Genomic DNA, 20,096 nt, shown 5'->3' on the forward strand with positions numbered 1-20,096 from the left:
CTTTTTATTACGGATAAATTAGAGGTTTTTTAGGATTTTTTCCACCACTTGAGCCGGATTTTCTGCTTTATAGATCGGACGTCCTACGACGATAAAATCCACCTTTTCAGTATGTGCAGTTTCTATAGTGGCAACACGCTCTTGGTCTCCGGCATCTTCACCAAAAGGGCGTATTCCGGGGGTGAGGGTGATGAAAGAATCTGCGGTCAGTGATTTAATAGAAGCACTTTCATAGGCACTGCAAACGACACCATCCAATCCTGCTTCATGCGCATCTTGCGCAAAGCGGTCAGCTTTTGATGCTATGGTCTCTCCATAGACGTGTCTGAATTCACCCTCTTCGAATGAGGTTAGGGCAGTTACGGCGAGGACTAGGGGACGATTTTCATACGGTTCGAGCCGTTTCATTACTTCACGCATTGCTTTACGCCCGGCCGAAGCATGCACATTAAACATATCGACTCCGAGGCTCATGATTGATTCAGCGGCATCCGCCATCGTATTGGGGATATCATAAAGTTTGAGATCAAGGAAGATTTTAAATTCAGGGTTGATCGTTTTGATCGCATCGATGAAAGGTTTGCCATCGCGGATATACGAGCGTAAACCCACTTTGAGCCACACGGGATAATTTTTTATTTTTTCAATAAGGGCTAGATTCTCTTCTTGTGAAGGGAGATCAAGAGCGACACATAATTGCATATAAGGCCTTTAAAGGGAGTGTAAAAGTATAACAAAGCTTAAATTTATTGCTCATTATTTTTATGTTAATAATTCATTGAGAAAAACACCTTACAATGTTCAAATATTAACTCCTCAAAGGATATTCTATGAAGAAGAATTTTATAGTTACGGTTTTAGCCGGATTATTAATTGGCTCAAGTTGTGCATCGGCGGCAGTGTACAAAGTTGACCCTGCGCACACGACGGTCGGATTTAATGTCAAGCATATGATGATTAGTACGGTAAGCGGAAAGTTTGGTGAATTCAGCGGGACATATGATTTGGATAAAGGATTATTTAAATCGCTTAGCGGCCAAATCAAAACCGCTTCGGTTGATACCGGAATTGCTAAACGCGATGATCATTTACGGAGTGCCGATTTCTTTGATGCCGCAAACTTCGGAGAGATTACGTTTACAATGACAAGTGCTACCAAGACGAAAATGACAGGTAACTTGACGATTCGCGGGGTAACGAAAAAAGTGGTGTTGAATATCGATATGGGGGGAGTTGTAACCGATCCATGGGGTAATGTTCGCTCAGGTTTTGTCCTTACCGGTTCCATTAGTCGTAAAGATTTTGGTTTGAATTGGAATAAAGCGATTGAAGCGGGTGGTGTTGTTGTCGGGGATGAGGTAAAACTTGTTGTGGAAATCGAGGGGATAGAGAGTTAAAGCGTTCGTATAAATCCGTCCCTTTTGGGGCGGAACCCCTCCAAATCTCCTATGCTCAGCCCTTGATGTTTTCCAAAGAAGAAAAGAAATTTACATTTATACATTTTTGCGTAATCGCCTAAATAATCCACCATTTCTCGGCTGAGGTGCTCATATCCCTTATCTGCCACAAAATCATCTACGATAAGATGCCGTCCATACTCTAAGTTCTCACGTATACTTACTCCTGCGTAGATACGCAGTTCTCCACGTTCATAGGCACCGATCGGACGATAATCTTTTGGATAGTGGGAGGTGATAAATGTCTCGAACTGATCGGATGTGAGTTCAATGCGGAGGGTTGTGAGGAGGGTATACCCCTCATTCAGCTCGGAAGATGAAAGCTCCCGAAATTGCATATTAATTCCCTAATGCGCCGAGTTGAGCGTCGATTTTGGATATTTTATCCTCTGCATCGGCTAAACCTTCACGGTTTTGTATAATAACCGATTCCGGAGCATTGGCGACGAAACGTTCATTGGAGAGCATCCCTTTGAGTTTATCGGCCTCTTTTTGAAGTTTTTCACGCTGTTTGCTCAATCGATCGATGATCGGGCTAAGATCGATTGCCTCGGTCGGAAGATAAACCTCGACCGATTCTCCGATGTCGCTGATCGCATTGTCAATTTTAGTATCGGTAAAATGGAGCGTTTCCACTTTGGCTAGACGGGCGATAAACGGAGCCATCATGGAGTGATCACCACTGCATTTTAGGTAAGCGAGGTCGATTTTTTGGTTCCCTAAATCGACGAGAGTCTTGGCGCGGCGGATTGTCACGATGGCATCCATAATGATGGCAAATTCCGCTTCGATAGCCTCATCAACGGTTACATCTTCCGGATACGACATTACCATAATAGAATTGCTCTCTTCAAGGGTCGTCCCTGAAAGCTCATGATAGAGATATTCAGTGATGAATGGCATAAACGGGTGGAGGAGCTTCATTGACTCTTTAAAGATACTTCCTAACTCATCCACGCTCTCTTTAGAGGCTTTTCCAAGCTCAATACCCCAATCGCAGAACTCGTTCCATAAGAAGCGGTAGAGTACGGTTGCTGCATCGTTAAAACGGTATTCATCCAAAAATGCTCTGGTCTCTGCCGTCGCACGACGGAAACGTGAGAGCATATAGCGACCTAATGGAGTGCTGATCTCTTGATCGTTTAAATCTTTGAATGTGCTCATGTTCATTTGCAAAAATTTAGAGGCATTGAAGAGCTTATTGGTAAAGTTACGGCTTTGTTCCAAACGATCGTTGCTGAGGCGGATATCACGTCCCTGAACCGCAAGGACGGCTAAAGTAAAGCGCAGTGCATCGGTACTGTATTTTTCGATCATATCGAGTGGATCGATAACATTTCCCTTGGATTTTGACATTTTTTGTCCGTGCTCATCGCGTACTAATGCATGAAGATAGATATGTTTAAACGGCAATTCGCCTGTAAAACTTTCTCCCATCATCATCATCCGTGCAACCCAGAAGAAAAGGATATCAAATCCAGTAATCAGGAGGGTATTGGGATAAAACTTGGCCATATCTTCACTTTGGAAGAGTTGATCCAATGCAGTATCGCCGTTACCCCATCCGAGGGTTGAAAACGGCCAGAGAGCAGAACTGAACCACGTATCGAGGACATCAGGATCTTGAGTGAAGTTTTTACTTGCACAATGCGGACAATTCTCAGGGTGTTCATCCAAGCTTGCCCACTCGTGGCCACAATCATTGCAGTAAAATACCGGAATACGGTGTCCCCACCAGAGTTGACGGGAGATACACCAGTCGCGCAGTTCACCCATCCATGAATTGTAGCTGTTAATCCAGTGAGGCGGAAAAAACTGCGTTAGACCGTCATTGGTTTTATCGATCGAACCGCGCGCTACCTCTTTACGAACGAACCATTGTTTCGAAATATAGGGTTCTACAATATTTTTACAGCGGTAACAATGCCCCACTTGATGAATATGCTCTTCGATTTTTTCGATGAATCCGGCCTCTTCGAGACGTTTGACGATCACGGCGCGTGCTTCGAGACGCTCTAATCCCTCAAATTCGCCGGCGTGGTGATTCAGTATTCCTTTTTCATCGAAAACGGTTATAAATTCAAGATCGTGACGCTTGCCCACTTCATAGTCGTTTGTGTCGTGTGCAGGTGTAACTTTGACGACTCCCGTTCCAAACTCACGATCAACGTGGCTGTCTGCAATGATTTTGATATCACGGTTAATGAGAGGGAGTGTGACACTTTTACCGATGAGGTGGAAGTAACGCTCATCATCGGGATGAACCATGATCGCGGTATCTCCAAAATAGGTCTCCGGGCGGGTTGTTGCGACCACGATATGACCGCTTTCGTCACTGAATGGGTAGCGCATGTGGTAGAAGTTGCCTTGATGCTCTTCGTGTTCCACTTCGATATCGCTGAGTGCGCCGTCATGCGTACACCAGTTGACCATATAGTTGCCTCGGACGATCAGATTTTGGTTATAGAGGTGGACAAAGGCTTCTTTGACAGAGGATTTTAGCCCTTCATCCATCGTAAAACGTTCACGGCTCCATGCGGGGGAAACACCGAGTTTTCTGAGTTGTCCGACCATAATCTCGCCGCTCTCTTCTTTCCATTTCCAGACCCGTTCTAAAAAGGCTTCGCGACCGAGCTCTTCTTTGGTTGAGCCTTCGACAAGGAGCTGCTTTTCGACAACATTTTGAGTCGCAATACCGGCATGGTCAGTCCCCGGTTGCCAGAGAGTCACATAGCCGTCCATCCGTTTGTAGCGGACAATAATGTCTTGCAGGGTAAATGTGAGGGCATGACCGATATGTAAACGGCCGGTAACATTGGGAGGAGGCATCATTATGGAAAAATGTTTCCCCTCTTTGGAGATGGCTTTGTTACCGTCTACTTCAAAAAGTCCTCGATTTTCCCAGATAGGGTAAAAGCTCTCTTCGATATTTTTTGGGTCATAGTGGGTAGCGGACATAAATAGGCCTTGATCGGAAAATATTCGCGAATTATACCAAAACTAAAGAGGAACGCTATTTGTTATGATTATATGGTATTATTGTTTTGCTAAAAACGCATTTATTTATTAAATAATAATTAAATTTAATATAAAAAATTATTTATGATATAATGCAGAAACATCTTGATTAAAGGATAATTAAATGCAATACGAAATTAAATCGGAGATACTGGGATTTGATCAAATTACTAAAGTGGAATTGATCGAAGTAGATGATCTATTTTCAACTTTAAAAAGTTGTAACGATTCAGGTGTAAGTTTTACCCTTGTCAATCCGTACTTATTGCGCGAGTATTCTTTTGATGTACCTCTATCTATCCGTGTTTTACTGGATATTAATGAAACTTCAAACGTCCTTGTATATAATGTCGTTGTTGTTCAAAATCCGCTCGATGAGTCATGTATTAATTTCCTTGCTCCACTTATTTTTAATCAAGATAATGCAACTGCAGCTCAAGCGGTATTGAGCGCTGTAGACCATCCGGATTTTGGTTTGGCAGAGCCAATCAAAAAATTTAAGTCATAAACGGCTCCTAGCTTGGGGCTTTAAGGAGCCTCTTGCCACTTTCGCGCCTCAATGATCAGCAATACACTGCTGCTACTGCTCCGTATGGACGCAATCTTATTATTGCTTCTGCCGGTACCGGTAAAACTTCGACGATTGTCGGACGTATCGCTTATCTGCTTTCACTAAACGTAAATCCTGAAGAAATTTTACTTTTAACCTTTACCAATAAAGCCGCGCAAGAGATGGTGGAGCGGGTAGCGGCATTTTTCGGTCGTGAGATTGCCTCCAAAATTGATGCGGGTACGTTTCATGCGGTGAGCTATCGATGGCTGAAGCGCAAAGAGGGAAAGGTAGTTCTTAAACAACCAAGAGAACTAAAAACACTTTTTCGCAGTGTTTATGAAAAACGGACTTTTTCCCACCTAGATTGTGCGACAGCTGCTTATGGAGCAAATTATCTTTATGATGAATACTCTTTTTATCAAAATACGGAATTAACGATCACGTTTGAAGAGTGGATTAAAACGCGTAAAGACGAACATGCGGTATATGCCGCTATATATGCTGATATTATTGATGAGTTTGAAGCCCTTAAAAAAGAGTATGGTTTTGTCAATTTCAATGATTTATTGCTCTTGATGCGTAAGTTGGCATCTCAGAATGATTTAGGATACAAAGAAGTATTGATTGATGAGTATCAAGACACGAATGCCTTGCAGGGGACTCTCATTGATGCTATGAGACCTCCTTCCCTATTTTGTGTTGGGGATTATGATCAGAGTATTTATGCTTTTAACGGTGCGGATATTTCCATTATCGGTTCTTTTGATAAAATTTATCCGGATGCGAAAGTATATACTCTCAACAAAAACTATCGTTCAACCATACCTATTCTCTCATTAGCCAATACGGTTATTGCTTATAACGAGCGAATTTATCCTAAAGCCTTGGAAGTGACTCGTGAACATGAAGCCCAAAGCCCAAGATTACTTATTTATGATGAGTTATTCGATCAGTACCATGGAATAGCGCAATTAATTGGGGATTCTGCAACGCCGCGTGAAGAGATTGCTGTGATTTTTCGTAATAACGCTTCAGCCGATGGGATTGAAGCAACTCTTCGTGAAATAGGAATCCCATGCCGTAGACGAGGAGGGACAAGTTTTTTTGACTCCAAAGAGATTAAAGCATTGTTGGATATCTATACTCTTTTGGTGAATGAGTCGGATATGATGGCATTTATTCATCTGTTTGATTATGCAAAAGGGGTTGGAAGTGCTGTTGCCAAAGAGTTGTTTGTTGCTTTGCAGAAGCTAGGAAATGGATCCTTTCTACGCGGATTGTATACTCCTGATTCATCCATTTCCAGCCCTTTTGAGAAGCGGCGATTAAATCATCAGTTAGGGCTGTTTGATGATTATGCAGAAATGGGGAGTGCAGGGCGGTTTGCAAAACTTGGATTAGACCCAAATTTTATGGGAAATGTTATTTTGAAACATGCGAAATTGACTAAAGACTCAGCTATTTTTTTACATGATTTATTTATTTTGTTTCGGCAATTACGAGAGTTAAAAACACCCAAAGAAGCCGTTCAAAAAATTGCCCTTTCTGCACTATACGGACATGTCATTGAACATCTTTCACACCGCCGTGCGATGAATGAAAATGGTAATGTGGACGAAAAAGCCAAGCAGGAGTCCCAAGAACGTATTCGGAGAAAATGTACGATATTATTTGAACTTTCGCGTCCCTACAAAGATCATGAACGTTTTTTAAATGCGATGGTTTTAGGATCTCAGGATTTGACGCAAGGAGAGGGGGTTCATTTACTTAGTATTCATGCCTCCAAAGGCTTGGAATACCAAGAGGTTTATGTCATCGATTTGATGGACGGGCGATTTCCAAACCGTAAACTGATGTCTCGCAGCGGAAGTATTGAAGAAGAACGTCGGCTATTTTATGTTGCCGTCACTCGTGCAAAAGATCGTCTTTTACTGAGCTATGCGAAGTATGATAAGATTAAAAAAACCAATTTCATTCCGTCTCAATTTTTATATGAGACGGGATTGATTCCAAAAGATGAAGTCTATAATAATTTAGTAGCTAAAGAAGCGAATGAAGAGGTATAGCCTCCTCTTTCCTTTTCTTTAGTGGCGCCCGTTGACAGCATTTCCCATATCCCACATCGGTAAAAAAATTCCTAGTGCTAAGAGAATTACCATACAGGCAATAAGAAATAGCATTATTGGCTCGACAGCTTCAGAGAGACCGTCAATAATGGCATCAAAACGCATTTTATAGTATTCCATAACTTTTTCCATCATTGAATCGAGTTGGCCACTTGATTCACCTGCAGAAATCATTTGAATAATCATGTTTTCAAACAATTTCGTTTCGGCTAAACCACTGTGAAGAGATCCTCCTTTTTCCACGGTAGCCCGTACAGTGAGAAGACGCTCTTGTAAGGGAAGATTATCGATCATGGCAATGGACGTTTCTAACGCTTCAGCGATAGGAATACCGGCACGAATAAGTTCTGAAAAAACAAGGGTAAAGCGATTGAGTGTTGAATACATTATAATATTTTTAATAAGGTATAGGCGTAGTAGGAACTGATGCCATTTGTATCTAAAATCACGGGAATGATTAAGCATATATTTGAATACAAAAATAAATATGAAAATAGCGCCAACAACGTATAACCCGTACGTATTAAATAAATGTTCTAAAAAGAGGAGAATTTTTGTTGGTAGCGGTAATTCAGCGTGCAGCTGCTCAAAAATGGCTTTAAACTGTGGTACTACGTAGGAGATCAAGACGGTAAATGCGATAGCCATAGCAATCATGACGTTTCGAGGGTATGCCATAGCTTTTTTGAACTTTATAATATTGCGGCGAATTTCTTCGAGCATATTTGCCAATTTGTGAAGAGCTTCCGCCATATTTCCGGTTTTTTCCCCCAGTTCGATCATTGCTAAGGATAAGTTTCCTAATTCAAAGCTGAATTTATGTGCTGATTGGGATAGGCTATGTCCAGCATTAATATCATCTGCCATTGTTCCAAGTACAATTTGCAGCGTTTGATCCGTTGTAGCATCTGCGATTTCTCGTAATGAATCGTGAATAGAAATCCCGGCGTTCGCCATTACAGCAAGTTGGCGGATTGAAGCAATAAGGCCATCGGGTTTCAATTTGCGTTTTTTTACATTGGAAAATATACTTTCTTTTAATCGGCGAAGTTGATCTTCAAGCGGAGGAGAAGCTTCAGTAACTTTTAGGACCATTCCACTGTATTTTATTTTAGCTAAATAATGGGCCTCTTTTTTACTTTCGGCATAAAAACCTTGATCGTGCTTTTTCCCTTTTGTAAGTATTGTTGCTACAAAATATTTCATCCTTTTGCCACCCTTAAAATTTCATCTAACGTCGTTACTCCCTGAACTGCTTTGGCCATCCCGTTTTCAAACATACCAATAAAACCTTCGTTTTTGGCTTGTTTTAGAAGTTCATCTTTGGATACACCACGTGCTATCATACTTGCCAATCCCTCAGTGATAGGTAATACTTCACAAATCATTTCACGACCCATGTAGCCACTTCCATTGCACTCTTTACATCCTGCCCCTTCATAAAATACCGTATGAGGTGGGATGTAAGTACTGTATTCTTGTAATATATTAAGTGGAATATCGACCTCTTTTTTACAATGTGTACAAATACGACGGATCAGTCGTTGTGCTTGCACTGCAACAAGGGCTCCACTTATAAGATAAGGTTCAATTCCCATATCGGCCATACGAGGGATAGCACTGATGGCATCATTGGTATGCAGGGTAGAAATGACCAAATGCCCGGTTAGAGCAGCTTTGATTGCGATTTCCAATGTTTCATGATCACGAATTTCCCCAATCATGATTTTATCAGGATCTTGACGTAAAATGGATCGTAGCGCATCAGCAAAAGAGAGGCCGACTTTTGGATTGACTTGCACTTGTTGGATGAGATTCATTCGGTACTCTACGGGATCTTCAACTGTAATTACTTTATCTTCAACATTGCGTAATTCATTCAACGATCCATACAGCGTTGTCGTTTTACCACTTCCGGTAGGTCCGGTTACGAGGATGATACCGAAGGGGGATTGTAGCCCTTTGATTAACTTTTGATAACTTTGTGTGTCCATACCGGAATCTTCAAGTTTTACGAGGGCTTTTGTTTTGTCCAAAATACGCATAACGATTGATTCACCGTAAATAATAGGAAGGGTTGAGAGACGAAAATCAAATTCAGCATCCATTACTATGGCAGAAAAACGACCGTCTTGAGGTTTACGACGTTCCGCTATATCCAAATTGGCTAGAAGTTTGATACGCGAAGCTAAAGGTGGATAAATATCGCGGTCGAAGATAAAAACTTCTGTTAATTTACCATCTATCCGTCCACGTACAACACAGTTTTTTTCTGTAGGTTCAATATGAATATCACTGGCACGCCCTTTGATACATGCTTTTAGAATGACATCAATAAGCTGTAAAATAGACGAAGCCTCTTGTTGCTCTTCAATCGTACCAATATTACGAAGTTCATTGCGGATATTGGTTACAAGCTCTTTTACGCTGTCTTTGAGCTCTATTTTAAAAAGGTAGGCTTGTATTTGTTTTTCGGTTGCAACTGCAATTTTAAGTGCTTTCCGAGGAAAAAGACGTTGAATAGATTCTTGCGCTTCTATGTTAAGGGGATCAGCAAATGCAACCACCACATACATATCATCTTGGGAGATAGGGAGTGCATTGAAGCGTTTTAACTGAGTGGTTGGAATTTTTTCTACTAATCTGTAATCCATATCCAATGAGTCCAGATCAATAAAAGGTACTTCAATTACTTCTGCTAAATGTGTAAGGATAGAGGTTTCATCTAAAAAATGGTAGTTTTTTATAATTGAGAGTTCATAACGACCCAGTCGAATTTGTTCAACAACAAAGCGTTTAATAAAATTAAGGGAAATTGCACCAACTTTGGTTAGCGTTTCTAAGATGGTATCATCTTGGACGCCACGGGAAGTGAGACGATCAATTTGTTGTTGAGAGATATGGCGTTTTTCAAGTAAATCATGGGTGATACGGTCCATATCAAAATCCTTTATTAATACACGTGATGTAAAGTTAATATTTTATCATAGTATTCATCTATAGCAATGGTTTTGCGTCCGTTTTTTAGGGTTGTATAGAGCTTATAAGTTTGCCTAGGATTGGCAGGATCTTGATATTCTTTAATCAATTCTCCTACTTCCGGATTTTTGAGATAGAGATCAAAAATTCTTGAAAGTAGATGAGAACTGGTTGGAAATTTTAAATTGTAAAGAGGTTTATTATCATACAATGACTGTATTAAGAGTTTCTTTTGCATTATAAGTAAGGTAAAATAAGCGGCATTAGAGCGTGCTTCTACGCTTGTATTAAGCAGTGTAATAGGGAGTGCTAAAGAATCTATCCGATCATCTTTTAGGCAAGAAAAAGCATAGAGAGAAACATAGGTTTCATCTTTCTGGTGAGCTTGGAAATATTTTTCTCCAGCTTCACACCCTCTATTATACATCCCTTGTTGATAAAACTCGAAAAGTTTTTCAGTCATATCCGCATAGAGAGTAGAAAAAAGTATGAAGAATACTACAATAAATTTCACTTAAAATTTCCCTTTTCTATATTTTCAAGCAAGCTTTTTGCTGTTTCAGATCCTGATTGTGTAATATAAAGTTGTAAGGTTTTTTTTGCTTGATCAATTTTGCCAAGTTTTATTAAAGATTTTGAAAAAATAATCCAACTCTCTTCGATATGGCTATTGACAGCATTGGTTTTTAGTGCATAGTTGTACGATTCGGAATAGTTACCGTGATCATAATAGTAACGAGCAATAAAGAGACCGAGATTTGAATTTGATGTTTCTTTGAATCTTTGTTCTAACTCTGTAATATCGAGAGCAGATTCATTACGGTTTATAGATAATGTTTTATTACTAGAGAGAGGTATCTGTGTTTTGGGTAATGGCGGAAGTTTGGTGACATCAAGCATTTTAGCTGTTGGAGGTGGCAATTGAGGGGCAGTCGTTTTTTGGCTACTGGGTATATTTTTAATTTGGCCGGATTCCGGTACGGAGGCGATAGCACTAGAAGATTCACTTAAAGAATGAATAAATTCCATAGAAGGCTCAAGCAACATGCTGTTGCCTACCGATGGTGAAACTTCTTTTGGCAATGGCACAACTGATTTTGAATTCTTTGGTAATGATGGTACCGGTACTGTAGTGATTTTATTCTTAGGCCAAAATATAACTATTCCAATAAGTAACAGTATCACTAAAATGACAGTTATGATAACTGGAAAAAATGTTTTAATCTTATATTTTAGCCAGCGACGTTCTAGATTATGAATATCAAGCACGAATAAGTCCTGTATGGATTGCGGCCATTTCAATCCATTTAGCTTTGAGGGAATTGTAATTAATTGCTTGTGGATGATTTTCTTCATACCAACAGTAAAGGGTAAAAAGAGAGTAAAGAAGCTTATTGGTTTCTCTGTAATTTCCTTTAGTCAGTGTTGAAATCAATTTAACATTTTTATCATTAAACATATTTGCAACATCAAAACAATTGAACTTTAAAAGTTTTTTTTGAATGTAAACCTTTAACTCCTCATGGGAAGCATTTTGAAGTTCAATACTTTCCCAAATACGCGTTTGAAAATGTTCTTTTGCGATAACATCTTCTTTATCGGTTTTATGGAGTGTAATAACAAATTTAATAGCGCGTGCATCCGATATAAGTCGTATTTTTTCCATCAAAGAAGCACTGTAAAGCTGTGCTTCATCAAGTAATACGATGGGTATGATGGGTAGTGAAAGGGCATCTGAAAGCTCTAAAAAACGATTAAGCGTCATTACTTCTCGTGGAGCATGGCCAAAAATATTTTGTGCTAGGACACGTAAAAAATCATCTTCATCAACGATAGGAGTTGATATCATAAAAACCTTCTGGTGCTTAGAGAGGTCATGATGGAGCTTGTGCAATAGCATACTTTTGCCGGTTCCAGGTCTGCCGTATAAAAGTATCATTTTCAGGGGTTTTTGTACCGAGGTTTTTAGAGACTGATACATATGTGAGACACTATCAATTTGAATATAGTCTTTAGGATTGACTATATCCAAAAATAGATCACGTGGCTTTGAAAAAAGGCTATTTTCCATTTTTATTTAGTGAGCTGATTTTTTAACGGAATCTACTTCCTCATCAAGGCGTGAATAACCAAGATTGGATAATGATAGATCACTGCCTTCTTTTTTGATAATATGTGGTTCTATAATAACGACCAATTCTTCCGTAAGTTTGCTTTTTCCTTCGGTTTTGAAAAGGTATCCAATCCCTGGAATATCTCCAAGAAGAGGTATTTTATTACCATTATCAACCATTTTAGTATTGATAAGACCTCCCAAGATAACACGACTTCCATCTTTTACAGTTATAACAGATGAAAGCTGACGACGTGTTAAATCGGGTGGCACAGAACGAGTACCATCCGATGCTCTAACAACATCTGAACCCGCTTCTGAAATAGATGGGTTTATTTTGAGGGTAATAGTATTGTCATCCGAAATTTCAGGGGTAATATCCAAAAGAATTCCAGAAAATACAGAATCAATGACATTGTCTGTTACTGTATTGGAAGTTCCCGCAGAAACTCCCCCCAGTGTTGTAACATTTTGTATTTTATAAAAAAGTTCAGTACCGACAGTAATCAAGGCAGGTTGATTATTCAAGGTTAAAATCTTTGGATTCGATAAGGCATTAACATTTCCTTGTGTTTTTAGAAAATTAATGACTTGATTAAGACTTCCACCACCACTCATTTGGAAAAGTTTGGCTGTTGAAGCCCCTGCTGCAATGCCTCCGATGGTACCAAACGTACTTGTAGTACTTGTCGACATGGTAGGAGTGAATGGGCTGACATTATTTTGGTTTGCAAGATCAAAATTAAGTTTAATATTTTGCAATGCATAAATTTGTGACCAATCGATACCTGTTGTGGAACCATTGTTTAGACTTACGCTGTACATTTGGACGTCTATTAAGACTTGATATTGCATTTTCTTTTGTAAATCTTTGAGGTATTGATCTAATCGTTGAATTTGAGTTCCCGTTGCTGTTACTGTGACCATACCTGCATTTTTATTAATGATAGGGGTTTGCGTCTTATAGGTATCCTCGGGGCGATTTAAGATATTCTCAAGCTCATTCGATAATGTATCCCAAAACTGAACTTCATCTATAGAAGTGATTTTCATACCTGATTGAGATCCGGTCTGGCGAGTTGCTCCCATCGCACCACCTGTTGTACTGGTTGCCGCGCCTCCTGCGACCATCGCTGTTTGATTAGTGCTTTTTGAACTTTTATTTGATGAGGATAAGACAATATCGGTACTTCCCGATCCTTTACGCTCAGAGATAATGTAATCAAGGTTGTAAGTCTTAGTTTGGAGATAGCTCACTTTTAAAATATTATTTTGGAGCGTATATTGAAGATTGTTTTCTTTGATGATCAGGTCAAGCACTTCGTTAATCGTTAGATTCTTCAAAAATGTTTTATTCATTGGCTTGGCTAGAGTTTTTTCAGCTTCAGGATCGGCAATGATAATACTCATACCACACTCCTCGCTCAGCTGATCAATAAAGTCCCCTATTGTGGTTCCTTTGACTGACGCAATATTGAAAAGCTCATAGGTACAATCAGCATGAACAGAAGGTGCCAAAAGAGCAGCCGTTGCAACGGATAGAATAAACGCGCGTGCATGGTGTTTAATTACAGATGTCATGATACTTTCCTATTTTGTGGTGATTTTAATATTACTGTTTTGCTTGTTGAGAAACAAAACAAGCTTTTGTTCTTTTTTCCCGATAAGTAAAACCGAATTGGGTTTAATCTCAGATAGGACATATGAACGAATCGGATCACTTAATTTATACCATTTGCCATTAATTAAGGCAGATTTATTAATGAGAGCTTGCAAGCGTAAAGGCTCCTCAACAATTTTTGGTAATGACAATGTATTAATGCTTCCAAGTTTAGGTGGAGCTAATAAAGTACTGGAAGCTACCTTTTTCATTTTCATAGGATCAACTAATGATCCGATAAATGCATCAGATATACCTACCCGTGATGGAAGGATAGCTCGTATGTGCTCATCAACCCAAGTAAGTTCTTTGTCCCCTTCCGAGTGTATAACACGGACAGTTTCATTGGTCGTGATCGGAAGAGGTGCAGTTGGGAAAGCCGCATGTAAAGCAGCAAGATTAACGAATATAAGTGTTAGCAATAATTTCATTGTCTTACGATCCCCCATACTGAAATATTAAGATCGCCTTTGAGCTTTTCTTCGGCCGTTAGATTAAAGTTGTGCAAATCTACTACTAAAAAGCTTTGCTCTAACGCATTTATGAATTTCAACGTATTTTTATACGGTGCTTCTGAAGAAATGGTTATATCAAGGACATGACCAAAAGAAATATTATCCGCTTGTAATGTATTGCCAAACTTAGATAATTTAACATTGTATGCGCGAGCATAACGAGAAACAGAGTCTAAATAAGCGCCCCAAACCTTTTCATCATAGTAAAGAGAGGAAATTTGTTCCAACTGCTCTTTGATATAAGTATTATATTGGATATAGAGCTCATGCTGATGTCCTATTGCTACCGTTTCTTGCTCAATTTGAGCAATTCGTTCAGGTGGATTGGCATTTAAATATCCCTTGTCTGCACTGAGCTCATTTTCAACTTTGACAGCTTTTGTGTGTGATTCATTAAAACTTGTTTCGGCACTTTCCCAAAATAGGAGATAGGAAAAGGCAAATAAAGAGGCAAATATCATAACGAAAAGCATCATTTTATCGCGTTCGCTTTTTAAAGCGAGCGATTGATCTAAAGAGTAGAGATAATCTTCAATTTGCAGTTTCATTTGAGTACCGCCTTTAATTCACTACGATAGGATTTTTCATCATCATTGTATGAAATCATCTCAAGGCTAAAATTATATTGATCCCGTTTAATATCAGTTAAATGCTTAAGTAATGCCGTAATGTCTTGTGTTTTGGAAGAGGTTAGTCCAAAAATAAACATTTTACTATTATTTACATCTTCACTATATCCGGCTGTTTTTAATTGAACATGATATTGGTTAAAACTTCGGGTAAAGTCAGCCATTATTTTTGCTTTCATTGGATATTTGACTTTCTTATCATGAACCTGAATAAGTGTGTCTTGTTTTTGTTTATAGGATGATTTTTGTTCATCTAATAAAGTTTGAGCGGCATTTTTATTAGCTATTTTAAGGTTTATGGTTGCTTCACGAGTTGTTTTTTCAATATGAACTTGCTCATACTCTTTGGTTAATACTGCATGATGAAACTCTTCAATATAGGAGAGCCCCCAATAGGTACCAGGATATAGAAGTGCACCTGCGAGTGCCGCGGCAGTAACAAGAATTAATTTCCCGCTATCTCGTTTGGCAAAAGGGGGCGGACGATGGAAAATTGTAAAATTACATTCGTAACGTTCGTTTGATTCAAGTCTTCCATACAAGTGCATAAGTTGGTGAATTTGATCAACATTAACACCATTGGTATTAAAACCATAATTAAAGTCGAACGGTGTGGCTTTTAACCCCAAGTATGTTTGTGCATATTCGTCAAGACCAATGACATTTCCAGTACCGGTACCAATGAAGATTTGATCAAATTTTTTGATATCAAATGCTCTTTTTGCATATGTCATAACATCATTGACATGTAAAAATATTTCGCCAAAGAGCTTTATGAGATTTTTTTGGTATTCGCTGTTTTGTGTATTTAGCCCTTCAGTTGCTAAAATATCTTCAAAGTTTGCTAAATCTATTTGTTCACCCAGTAATTCACAAAATCGCTCATGCATTTGTTTGAGGGAGTATTTAAGAGATTTAGCGTAGATAAATTCTTGCTCATTGTAGATTGAAAAAAATGCATCATTTTCTTGAAAATAGATAAAGCAGTGGATGTCAGATGACTCTATGAGTTCCTTGACGTAAAGAGATTTTAAAAGCAGTGGAACTGGAATAATCTGATCAATGTATTTAATTGCTGTAATATTCTGTGCAAATTCTTGCTCTAAAGTTAGCGGATCAACAACAAAAACGTGAAAATAACGGTCTCCTTCTGTGCTTTTATGAATCGCTTCAATATATCTTATGTGATACTCGACTGCCATGTCTAGAGCAAGTTCTTCATATACTTTGTTTTCTAATGCATCATATACGTCGTCATCAGGGACATTTTTACTAATACCGATTAGGGTAGAAATAAATCCTTTGGTATTTAGAAATGAAATAGCATATTGTTCTTTTGAAAATGAAGGAGAAGTACTTTGAGTGATTGTGTTAAAGGTACCAACATAATAATCCCCTTTATAGGGATTCGCCGATACAATGGTTGAATATGTTTGCTGTTTGCTTTTACTCATCCTATATCCTATTTAAAATGTACAAGAATCATGCCGCAAAAATGCTTTTTGCAGTAAAACTCTATTCGGTAACTTTTTGACGAGCGATCCACCGAATATTTTGAATCTAAATCTTTTAAACTTATTTTACGATTACTCTCATCTGATATTCCTCTTTGAGTATACCCTATGATATTGACCCGCATGTTGGGATCATTGTTTACAATCTTAAAATCGGCAGTTACAAAAAAATCTGTAGCAAAGGTAACTTTCTTTTGTTCACCGTCTGCAATTACAGTTATTTTTTCGGAATAAAGCCCTTTTTCGCAATAATTTGGGAGCAAAGAACCTATTTTTTTATGACCAATAAAGAGATCATACATACCTTTGTTTTTTTGAACGCTTCCCAATGGGTGGGAAAACTTAAACTCGTTCTGATTTGATTGTAGCGGAATCAAACTTAAACTGTTTTTTAAATCTTCTAAAGTTAGATAGAAATTGTTGTTTATAATTACGTTACCATGAAGTGCTAGGAGACTTTGGACCGTATCAGGGTTGAGTTCAAATGAGCGTTCAAACTGGATTCCCATAATTTTCATATAGCATTCGATTGCACGAAGCTGATAAAAAACCTTCTGATGGAGGGTAGGAAGATTTTTACTTGTTTCAATCGCGAATGCCGGTTTATTATGAGTAATAGCAAAGTAAGTTAAAGAGTGCTTCATCTCTTCATCATCAAATCGTGTATTAGTATTTCGTACATCGAACAAATGATGATTTTCTATCAGTCCGTTATTGACTTCAAGACGTACTTGCGAGGCGATTTCATCTAATTTACCATAAGGGTGTTCAGTATCCAGAGAGCCTTGATCAATAACACACGTTTGTCCCCATGCTGTAGGATTAAAAATTGTATTTTCATACTCTTTACGATAAAAACCATGTCCATCATGCAAGTTTAAAATTAAGCCAACTTTAGGATCGGTAATAATCTGCTTAATATCGTTAACAATTTTGATATCAGGATCGTTTGAACTGATCTCGGCAAACTTTCGATTCATATCCCCATGTATTCCACGGCTATCATGTTGAATACTTTCACGATTTAGGTTTGGTATAACCCAGAGATTCCCTTTTGTAATGGTGTAATATTGGGCTAATAATGCAGTTGCAAAATAGCTTCCGGGTTCATTACCGTGAATACCTCCAATTACTAAAAGTGTTGGTGTTTGGTCGGTCTCTTTTTTGACAATAGAGAAAGAGAGGGCATGCAAAACGATAAATGGAAATGTGAGCAGTAAAAATATTAATCGCATGATTACTCTTCGGATAGAATGGAGATCGATTTATCAACATTCAATGTAACCATCAGTGTCTTTGTCCCATTGAATCGGTGGGTATCAGCTTGATAAAGCTCCTCAAATGTAATGAGATAGAGATTTGATTGATCTCCAGGGTAAGGGACAATTTGAATATTCTTTAAAACAATAGATTTACTTTCATTCTTGGCAAAAATTTGTTGTTTATAGAGTTTGAATTGATTCAGATCCATTCCATCAAAACGTTTGAATGAAGGGCCATAAAACGATAGGTAGGTATTGAAATCATTATACATCCATGCATATCGCCATCGATACAACTCCCCCATTATCGTAGAATAGGGTGATAAATCATGTTTAGGCTGAATTTGCGAATCTATAATTAAAACAGTTGTCGCTGGATTGATGGTGTGATCCAGATGTACAAGATCTGAATTATTGATAACAATACACCCTTTTGTAAATTCATTGCGTTCACCTTGCTCAGGTACGCCATGTATCCAAATCCCGGAGCCGTTTTTGCCTCGAATCCGATCATACAAATTAGGGTACGAGGTGACAAAAGCCATGGGACCATAGAATGGGTCTACATTGCTTTTCTTCTGAGTTAAGGCATAAATCCCAATAGGAGTCCGACGATCTCCCTCCGTCATTTTATCCCCATCATATTTACCTGTAAATGCACTGAAGCGTTTTAAGAGAACAAAGTGTTTCTGAGCATCGCGCGTATACAGTTCAAGAGTAGATTTCTCTTTGCTGCATGCTAAAAGGGTATCGGTGCTTTCGAAGTAACCGAATCGCAAATCTTGATCTGCAAGAATATCCATCCAATATGAAGCATCACCCAACCCTCGATCAATCTCTTTTTCGATTGCTTTCATTCCTCCGTTTTTATACAAGGACATCACATCTGATGAAAATAAGGTACATCCAAAAGCAACAAATGCAATAATTTTTTTTACCATTCGTATCCTAAATCACTTAAGAATTTTTTATCGGTTGTCCACCCTTTTTTTACGGACACAAAGAGCTCTAGATAAACCGGTTTAGAAGCAAGACGTTCAATTTTTTCACGGGCATTTTTACCGATACGCTTGATAGCCGCTCCCCCTTTGCCGATAATGATCCCTTTTTGAGACTCTTTTTCGACGATAATGGTTGCTCGTATGTGTTCAACTGGTGCGTCTTCATCAATTTTATCGATAATGACGTCTGATTCATAGGGAATTTCATCACTGATATTATCAAAAATGGCTTCACGGATAAATTCTTTATAGATATCGCGTATTTTTTCTGTTGTCATATCTTCAGGATCATAAAGATACGGTGACTCAGCAAGATTTTTAACAATAGTGTCTAGAAGATCATTTTTTCCGACATTTTTCGTGACAGACATCGGAATAAGTGCTTCAAATTGATCACTGTAGCGATTGTATTCTCCGATCTTTTTGAGTAAATCAGATTGAGAAATTTGATCGATTTTACTAAGAACGATGATGTGGCGTCGTTTTTGCCCATTTATCTCTAAAAATTTTTCATAATAACTGAGTTTATCCGATGCCGGAGCGAGGTATACGACGATATCGCAATCTCCTATCGCTTTAAGAGCCTCTTCGAGCATATATTGGTTGAGGAGTTTTTCAGCTTGATGAAGTCCCGGAGTATCTACAAAAATAATTTGGTCATCTTTGTGCATTACGATAGCATTAGAACGCTTGCGAGTGGCGTTGGCTTTTTGGCTTACCAGAGCGATTTTTTCGCCCAGTAGCCAGTTCATTAAAGTGCTTTTTCCGGCGTTAGGTCGTCCAATCAGTGCGACGAATCCTGCTTTGCTCATATTATTCCTTTATTCTCCTCGAATCTCTACGTGAAGTATTGCGTGGATGCCGTGTCCGAGTTTAAGGTCTAGGTCATGCACGCCCGTGGTTTTTATCCCATGTTTGGCGTCAAGCTCTTTTTTATCAATTTCTATTTTGTGCTGTTCTAACAAAGCATTAGCGATCTCATCTTTAGTAACTGATCCAAATAGATGACCGGTGTCTCCAAGTTTTTTGTTAATAACAACTTTGATATCAGCCAATTTTGCTTTTATCGCATTAAGCGTATCAATTTCTGCAGCATCCTGTGCCGCTTTTTTCTTTTGTTCCGATTCGTATTTTTTTAAAACATCATTGGTCGCTGCAAGAGCTAGTCCCTTACCGATAAGGAAGTTTTTTCCATAACCGTCAGCAACCTCTTTTATTTCGCCGGCTTTGCCGACCCCTTTAACATCTTTTGTCAATAAAACTTTCATT

General features: G+C 38.7%; 19 protein-coding genes. 3 read left to right on the forward strand and 16 right to left on the reverse strand.

Annotated features, from left to right (window positions below; all coding sequences use genetic code 11):
* Nucleotides 1–18 precede the first annotated feature (18 nt).
* Nucleotides 19–702, reverse strand: a complete 684-nt coding sequence (gene pyrF, locus WC407_RS10765; protein ID WP_373022666.1) for an orotidine-5'-phosphate decarboxylase — start codon at nt 700–702, stop codon at nt 19–21.
* A 128-nt stretch (nt 703–830) separates the two neighbouring features.
* Between pyrF and WC407_RS10770 the strand changes: the two genes are divergently transcribed.
* Nucleotides 831–1,397 carry a YceI family protein gene (locus WC407_RS10770; protein WP_373022667.1) on the forward strand — a complete coding sequence of 189 codons (567 nt, stop codon included), beginning with the start codon at nt 831–833 and terminating at the stop codon, nt 1,395–1,397.
* Here WC407_RS10770 and WC407_RS10775 read toward each other — a convergent pair.
* Both WC407_RS10775 and WC407_RS10780 read right to left on the reverse strand, forming a co-directional pair.
* Entirely contained in the window at nt 1,394–1,795 is a 402-nt protein-coding gene (locus WC407_RS10775; RefSeq protein ID WP_373022668.1) for a hypothetical protein, read from the reverse strand. The two genes, WC407_RS10770 and WC407_RS10775, sit on opposite strands and share 4 nt — an antisense overlap.
* Before the next feature lies 1 nt (nt 1,796).
* Nucleotides 1,797–4,415, reverse strand: coding sequence for a valine--tRNA ligase (locus tag WC407_RS10780; RefSeq protein WP_373022669.1), 2,619 nt, complete (start codon nt 4,413–4,415; stop codon nt 1,797–1,799).
* Nucleotides 4,416–4,599: 184 nt separating this feature from the next.
* Between WC407_RS10780 and fliW the strand changes: the two genes are divergently transcribed.
* Complete coding sequence (gene fliW, locus WC407_RS10785) at nt 4,600–4,983, forward strand: flagellar assembly protein FliW (protein WP_373022670.1); 384 nt, start codon at nt 4,600–4,602, stop codon at nt 4,981–4,983.
* A 32-nt stretch (nt 4,984–5,015) separates the two neighbouring features.
* Complete coding sequence (locus WC407_RS10790) at nt 5,016–7,094, forward strand: ATP-dependent helicase (RefSeq protein ID WP_373022671.1); 2,079 nt, start codon at nt 5,016–5,018, stop codon at nt 7,092–7,094.
* Nucleotides 7,095–7,112: 18 nt separating this feature from the next.
* On the opposite strand, the gene WC407_RS10795 is transcribed toward WC407_RS10790, so the two are convergent.
* The 13 genes from WC407_RS10795 to rplI form a co-directional block, all read right to left on the reverse strand.
* Complete coding sequence (locus tag WC407_RS10795; RefSeq protein ID WP_373022672.1) at nt 7,113–8,360, reverse strand: type II secretion system F family protein; 1,248 nt, start codon at nt 8,358–8,360, stop codon at nt 7,113–7,115.
* On the reverse strand, nt 8,357–10,093 hold the full coding sequence (locus WC407_RS10800) for a GspE/PulE family protein (RefSeq protein ID WP_373022673.1): 1,737 nt from the start codon (nt 10,091–10,093) through the stop codon (nt 8,357–8,359). Before WC407_RS10800 ends, WC407_RS10795 begins: the two co-directional genes overlap by 4 nt.
* A 14-nt stretch (nt 10,094–10,107) precedes the next feature.
* Nucleotides 10,108–10,647, reverse strand: coding sequence for a hypothetical protein (locus WC407_RS10805; RefSeq protein ID WP_373022674.1), 540 nt, complete (start codon nt 10,645–10,647; stop codon nt 10,108–10,110).
* Nucleotides 10,644–11,402: a hypothetical protein gene (locus WC407_RS10810; RefSeq protein ID WP_373022675.1), complete on the reverse strand. Its 759-nt coding sequence runs from the start codon at nt 11,400–11,402 to the stop codon at nt 10,644–10,646. The genes WC407_RS10805 and WC407_RS10810 overlap by 4 nt, the downstream gene beginning before the upstream one ends.
* Nucleotides 11,395–12,072: an AAA family ATPase gene (locus WC407_RS10815; protein ID WP_373022676.1), complete on the reverse strand. Its 678-nt coding sequence runs from the start codon at nt 12,070–12,072 to the stop codon at nt 11,395–11,397. Before WC407_RS10815 ends, WC407_RS10810 begins: the two co-directional genes overlap by 8 nt.
* A 138-nt stretch (nt 12,073–12,210) precedes the next feature.
* Nucleotides 12,211–13,827, reverse strand: a complete 1,617-nt coding sequence (gene mshL / locus WC407_RS10820; protein WP_373022677.1) for a pilus (MSHA type) biogenesis protein MshL — start codon at nt 13,825–13,827, stop codon at nt 12,211–12,213.
* 9 nt (nt 13,828–13,836) lie between these two features.
* Complete coding sequence (locus WC407_RS10825) at nt 13,837–14,337, reverse strand: hypothetical protein (RefSeq protein ID WP_373022678.1); 501 nt, start codon at nt 14,335–14,337, stop codon at nt 13,837–13,839.
* The gene (locus tag WC407_RS10830) at nt 14,334–14,969 is read right to left on the reverse strand and encodes a hypothetical protein (protein WP_373022679.1); all 636 of its coding nucleotides are present in this window, start codon (nt 14,967–14,969) and stop codon (nt 14,334–14,336) included. Before WC407_RS10830 ends, WC407_RS10825 begins: the two co-directional genes overlap by 4 nt.
* Complete coding sequence (locus tag WC407_RS10835) at nt 14,966–16,504, reverse strand: hypothetical protein (protein ID WP_373022680.1); 1,539 nt, start codon at nt 16,502–16,504, stop codon at nt 14,966–14,968. Before WC407_RS10835 ends, WC407_RS10830 begins: the two co-directional genes overlap by 4 nt.
* An 8-nt stretch (nt 16,505–16,512) precedes the next feature.
* Nucleotides 16,513–17,799 carry a M99 family carboxypeptidase catalytic domain-containing protein gene (locus WC407_RS10840; RefSeq protein ID WP_373022681.1) on the reverse strand — a complete coding sequence of 429 codons (1,287 nt, stop codon included), beginning with the start codon at nt 17,797–17,799 and terminating at the stop codon, nt 16,513–16,515.
* 2 nt (nt 17,800–17,801) lie between these two features.
* Nucleotides 17,802–18,767 (reverse strand): murein L,D-transpeptidase family protein, encoded by a 966-nt coding sequence (locus WC407_RS10845; protein ID WP_373022682.1) that lies wholly within the window; start codon nt 18,765–18,767, stop codon nt 17,802–17,804.
* Nucleotides 18,761–19,639, reverse strand: a complete 879-nt coding sequence (era, locus tag WC407_RS10850) for a GTPase Era (protein WP_373022683.1) — start codon at nt 19,637–19,639, stop codon at nt 18,761–18,763. Before era ends, WC407_RS10845 begins: the two co-directional genes overlap by 7 nt.
* A gap of 9 nt (nt 19,640–19,648) precedes the next feature.
* The gene (gene rplI / locus WC407_RS10855) at nt 19,649–20,095 is read right to left on the reverse strand and encodes a 50S ribosomal protein L9 (protein ID WP_373022684.1); all 447 of its coding nucleotides are present in this window, start codon (nt 20,093–20,095) and stop codon (nt 19,649–19,651) included.
* Nucleotide 20,096: the final 1 nt, after the last annotated feature.

The sequence above is a fragment of the Sulfuricurvum sp. genome (assembly GCF_041651515.1).
GTDB lineage: Bacteria > Campylobacterota > Campylobacteria > Campylobacterales > Sulfurimonadaceae > Sulfuricurvum.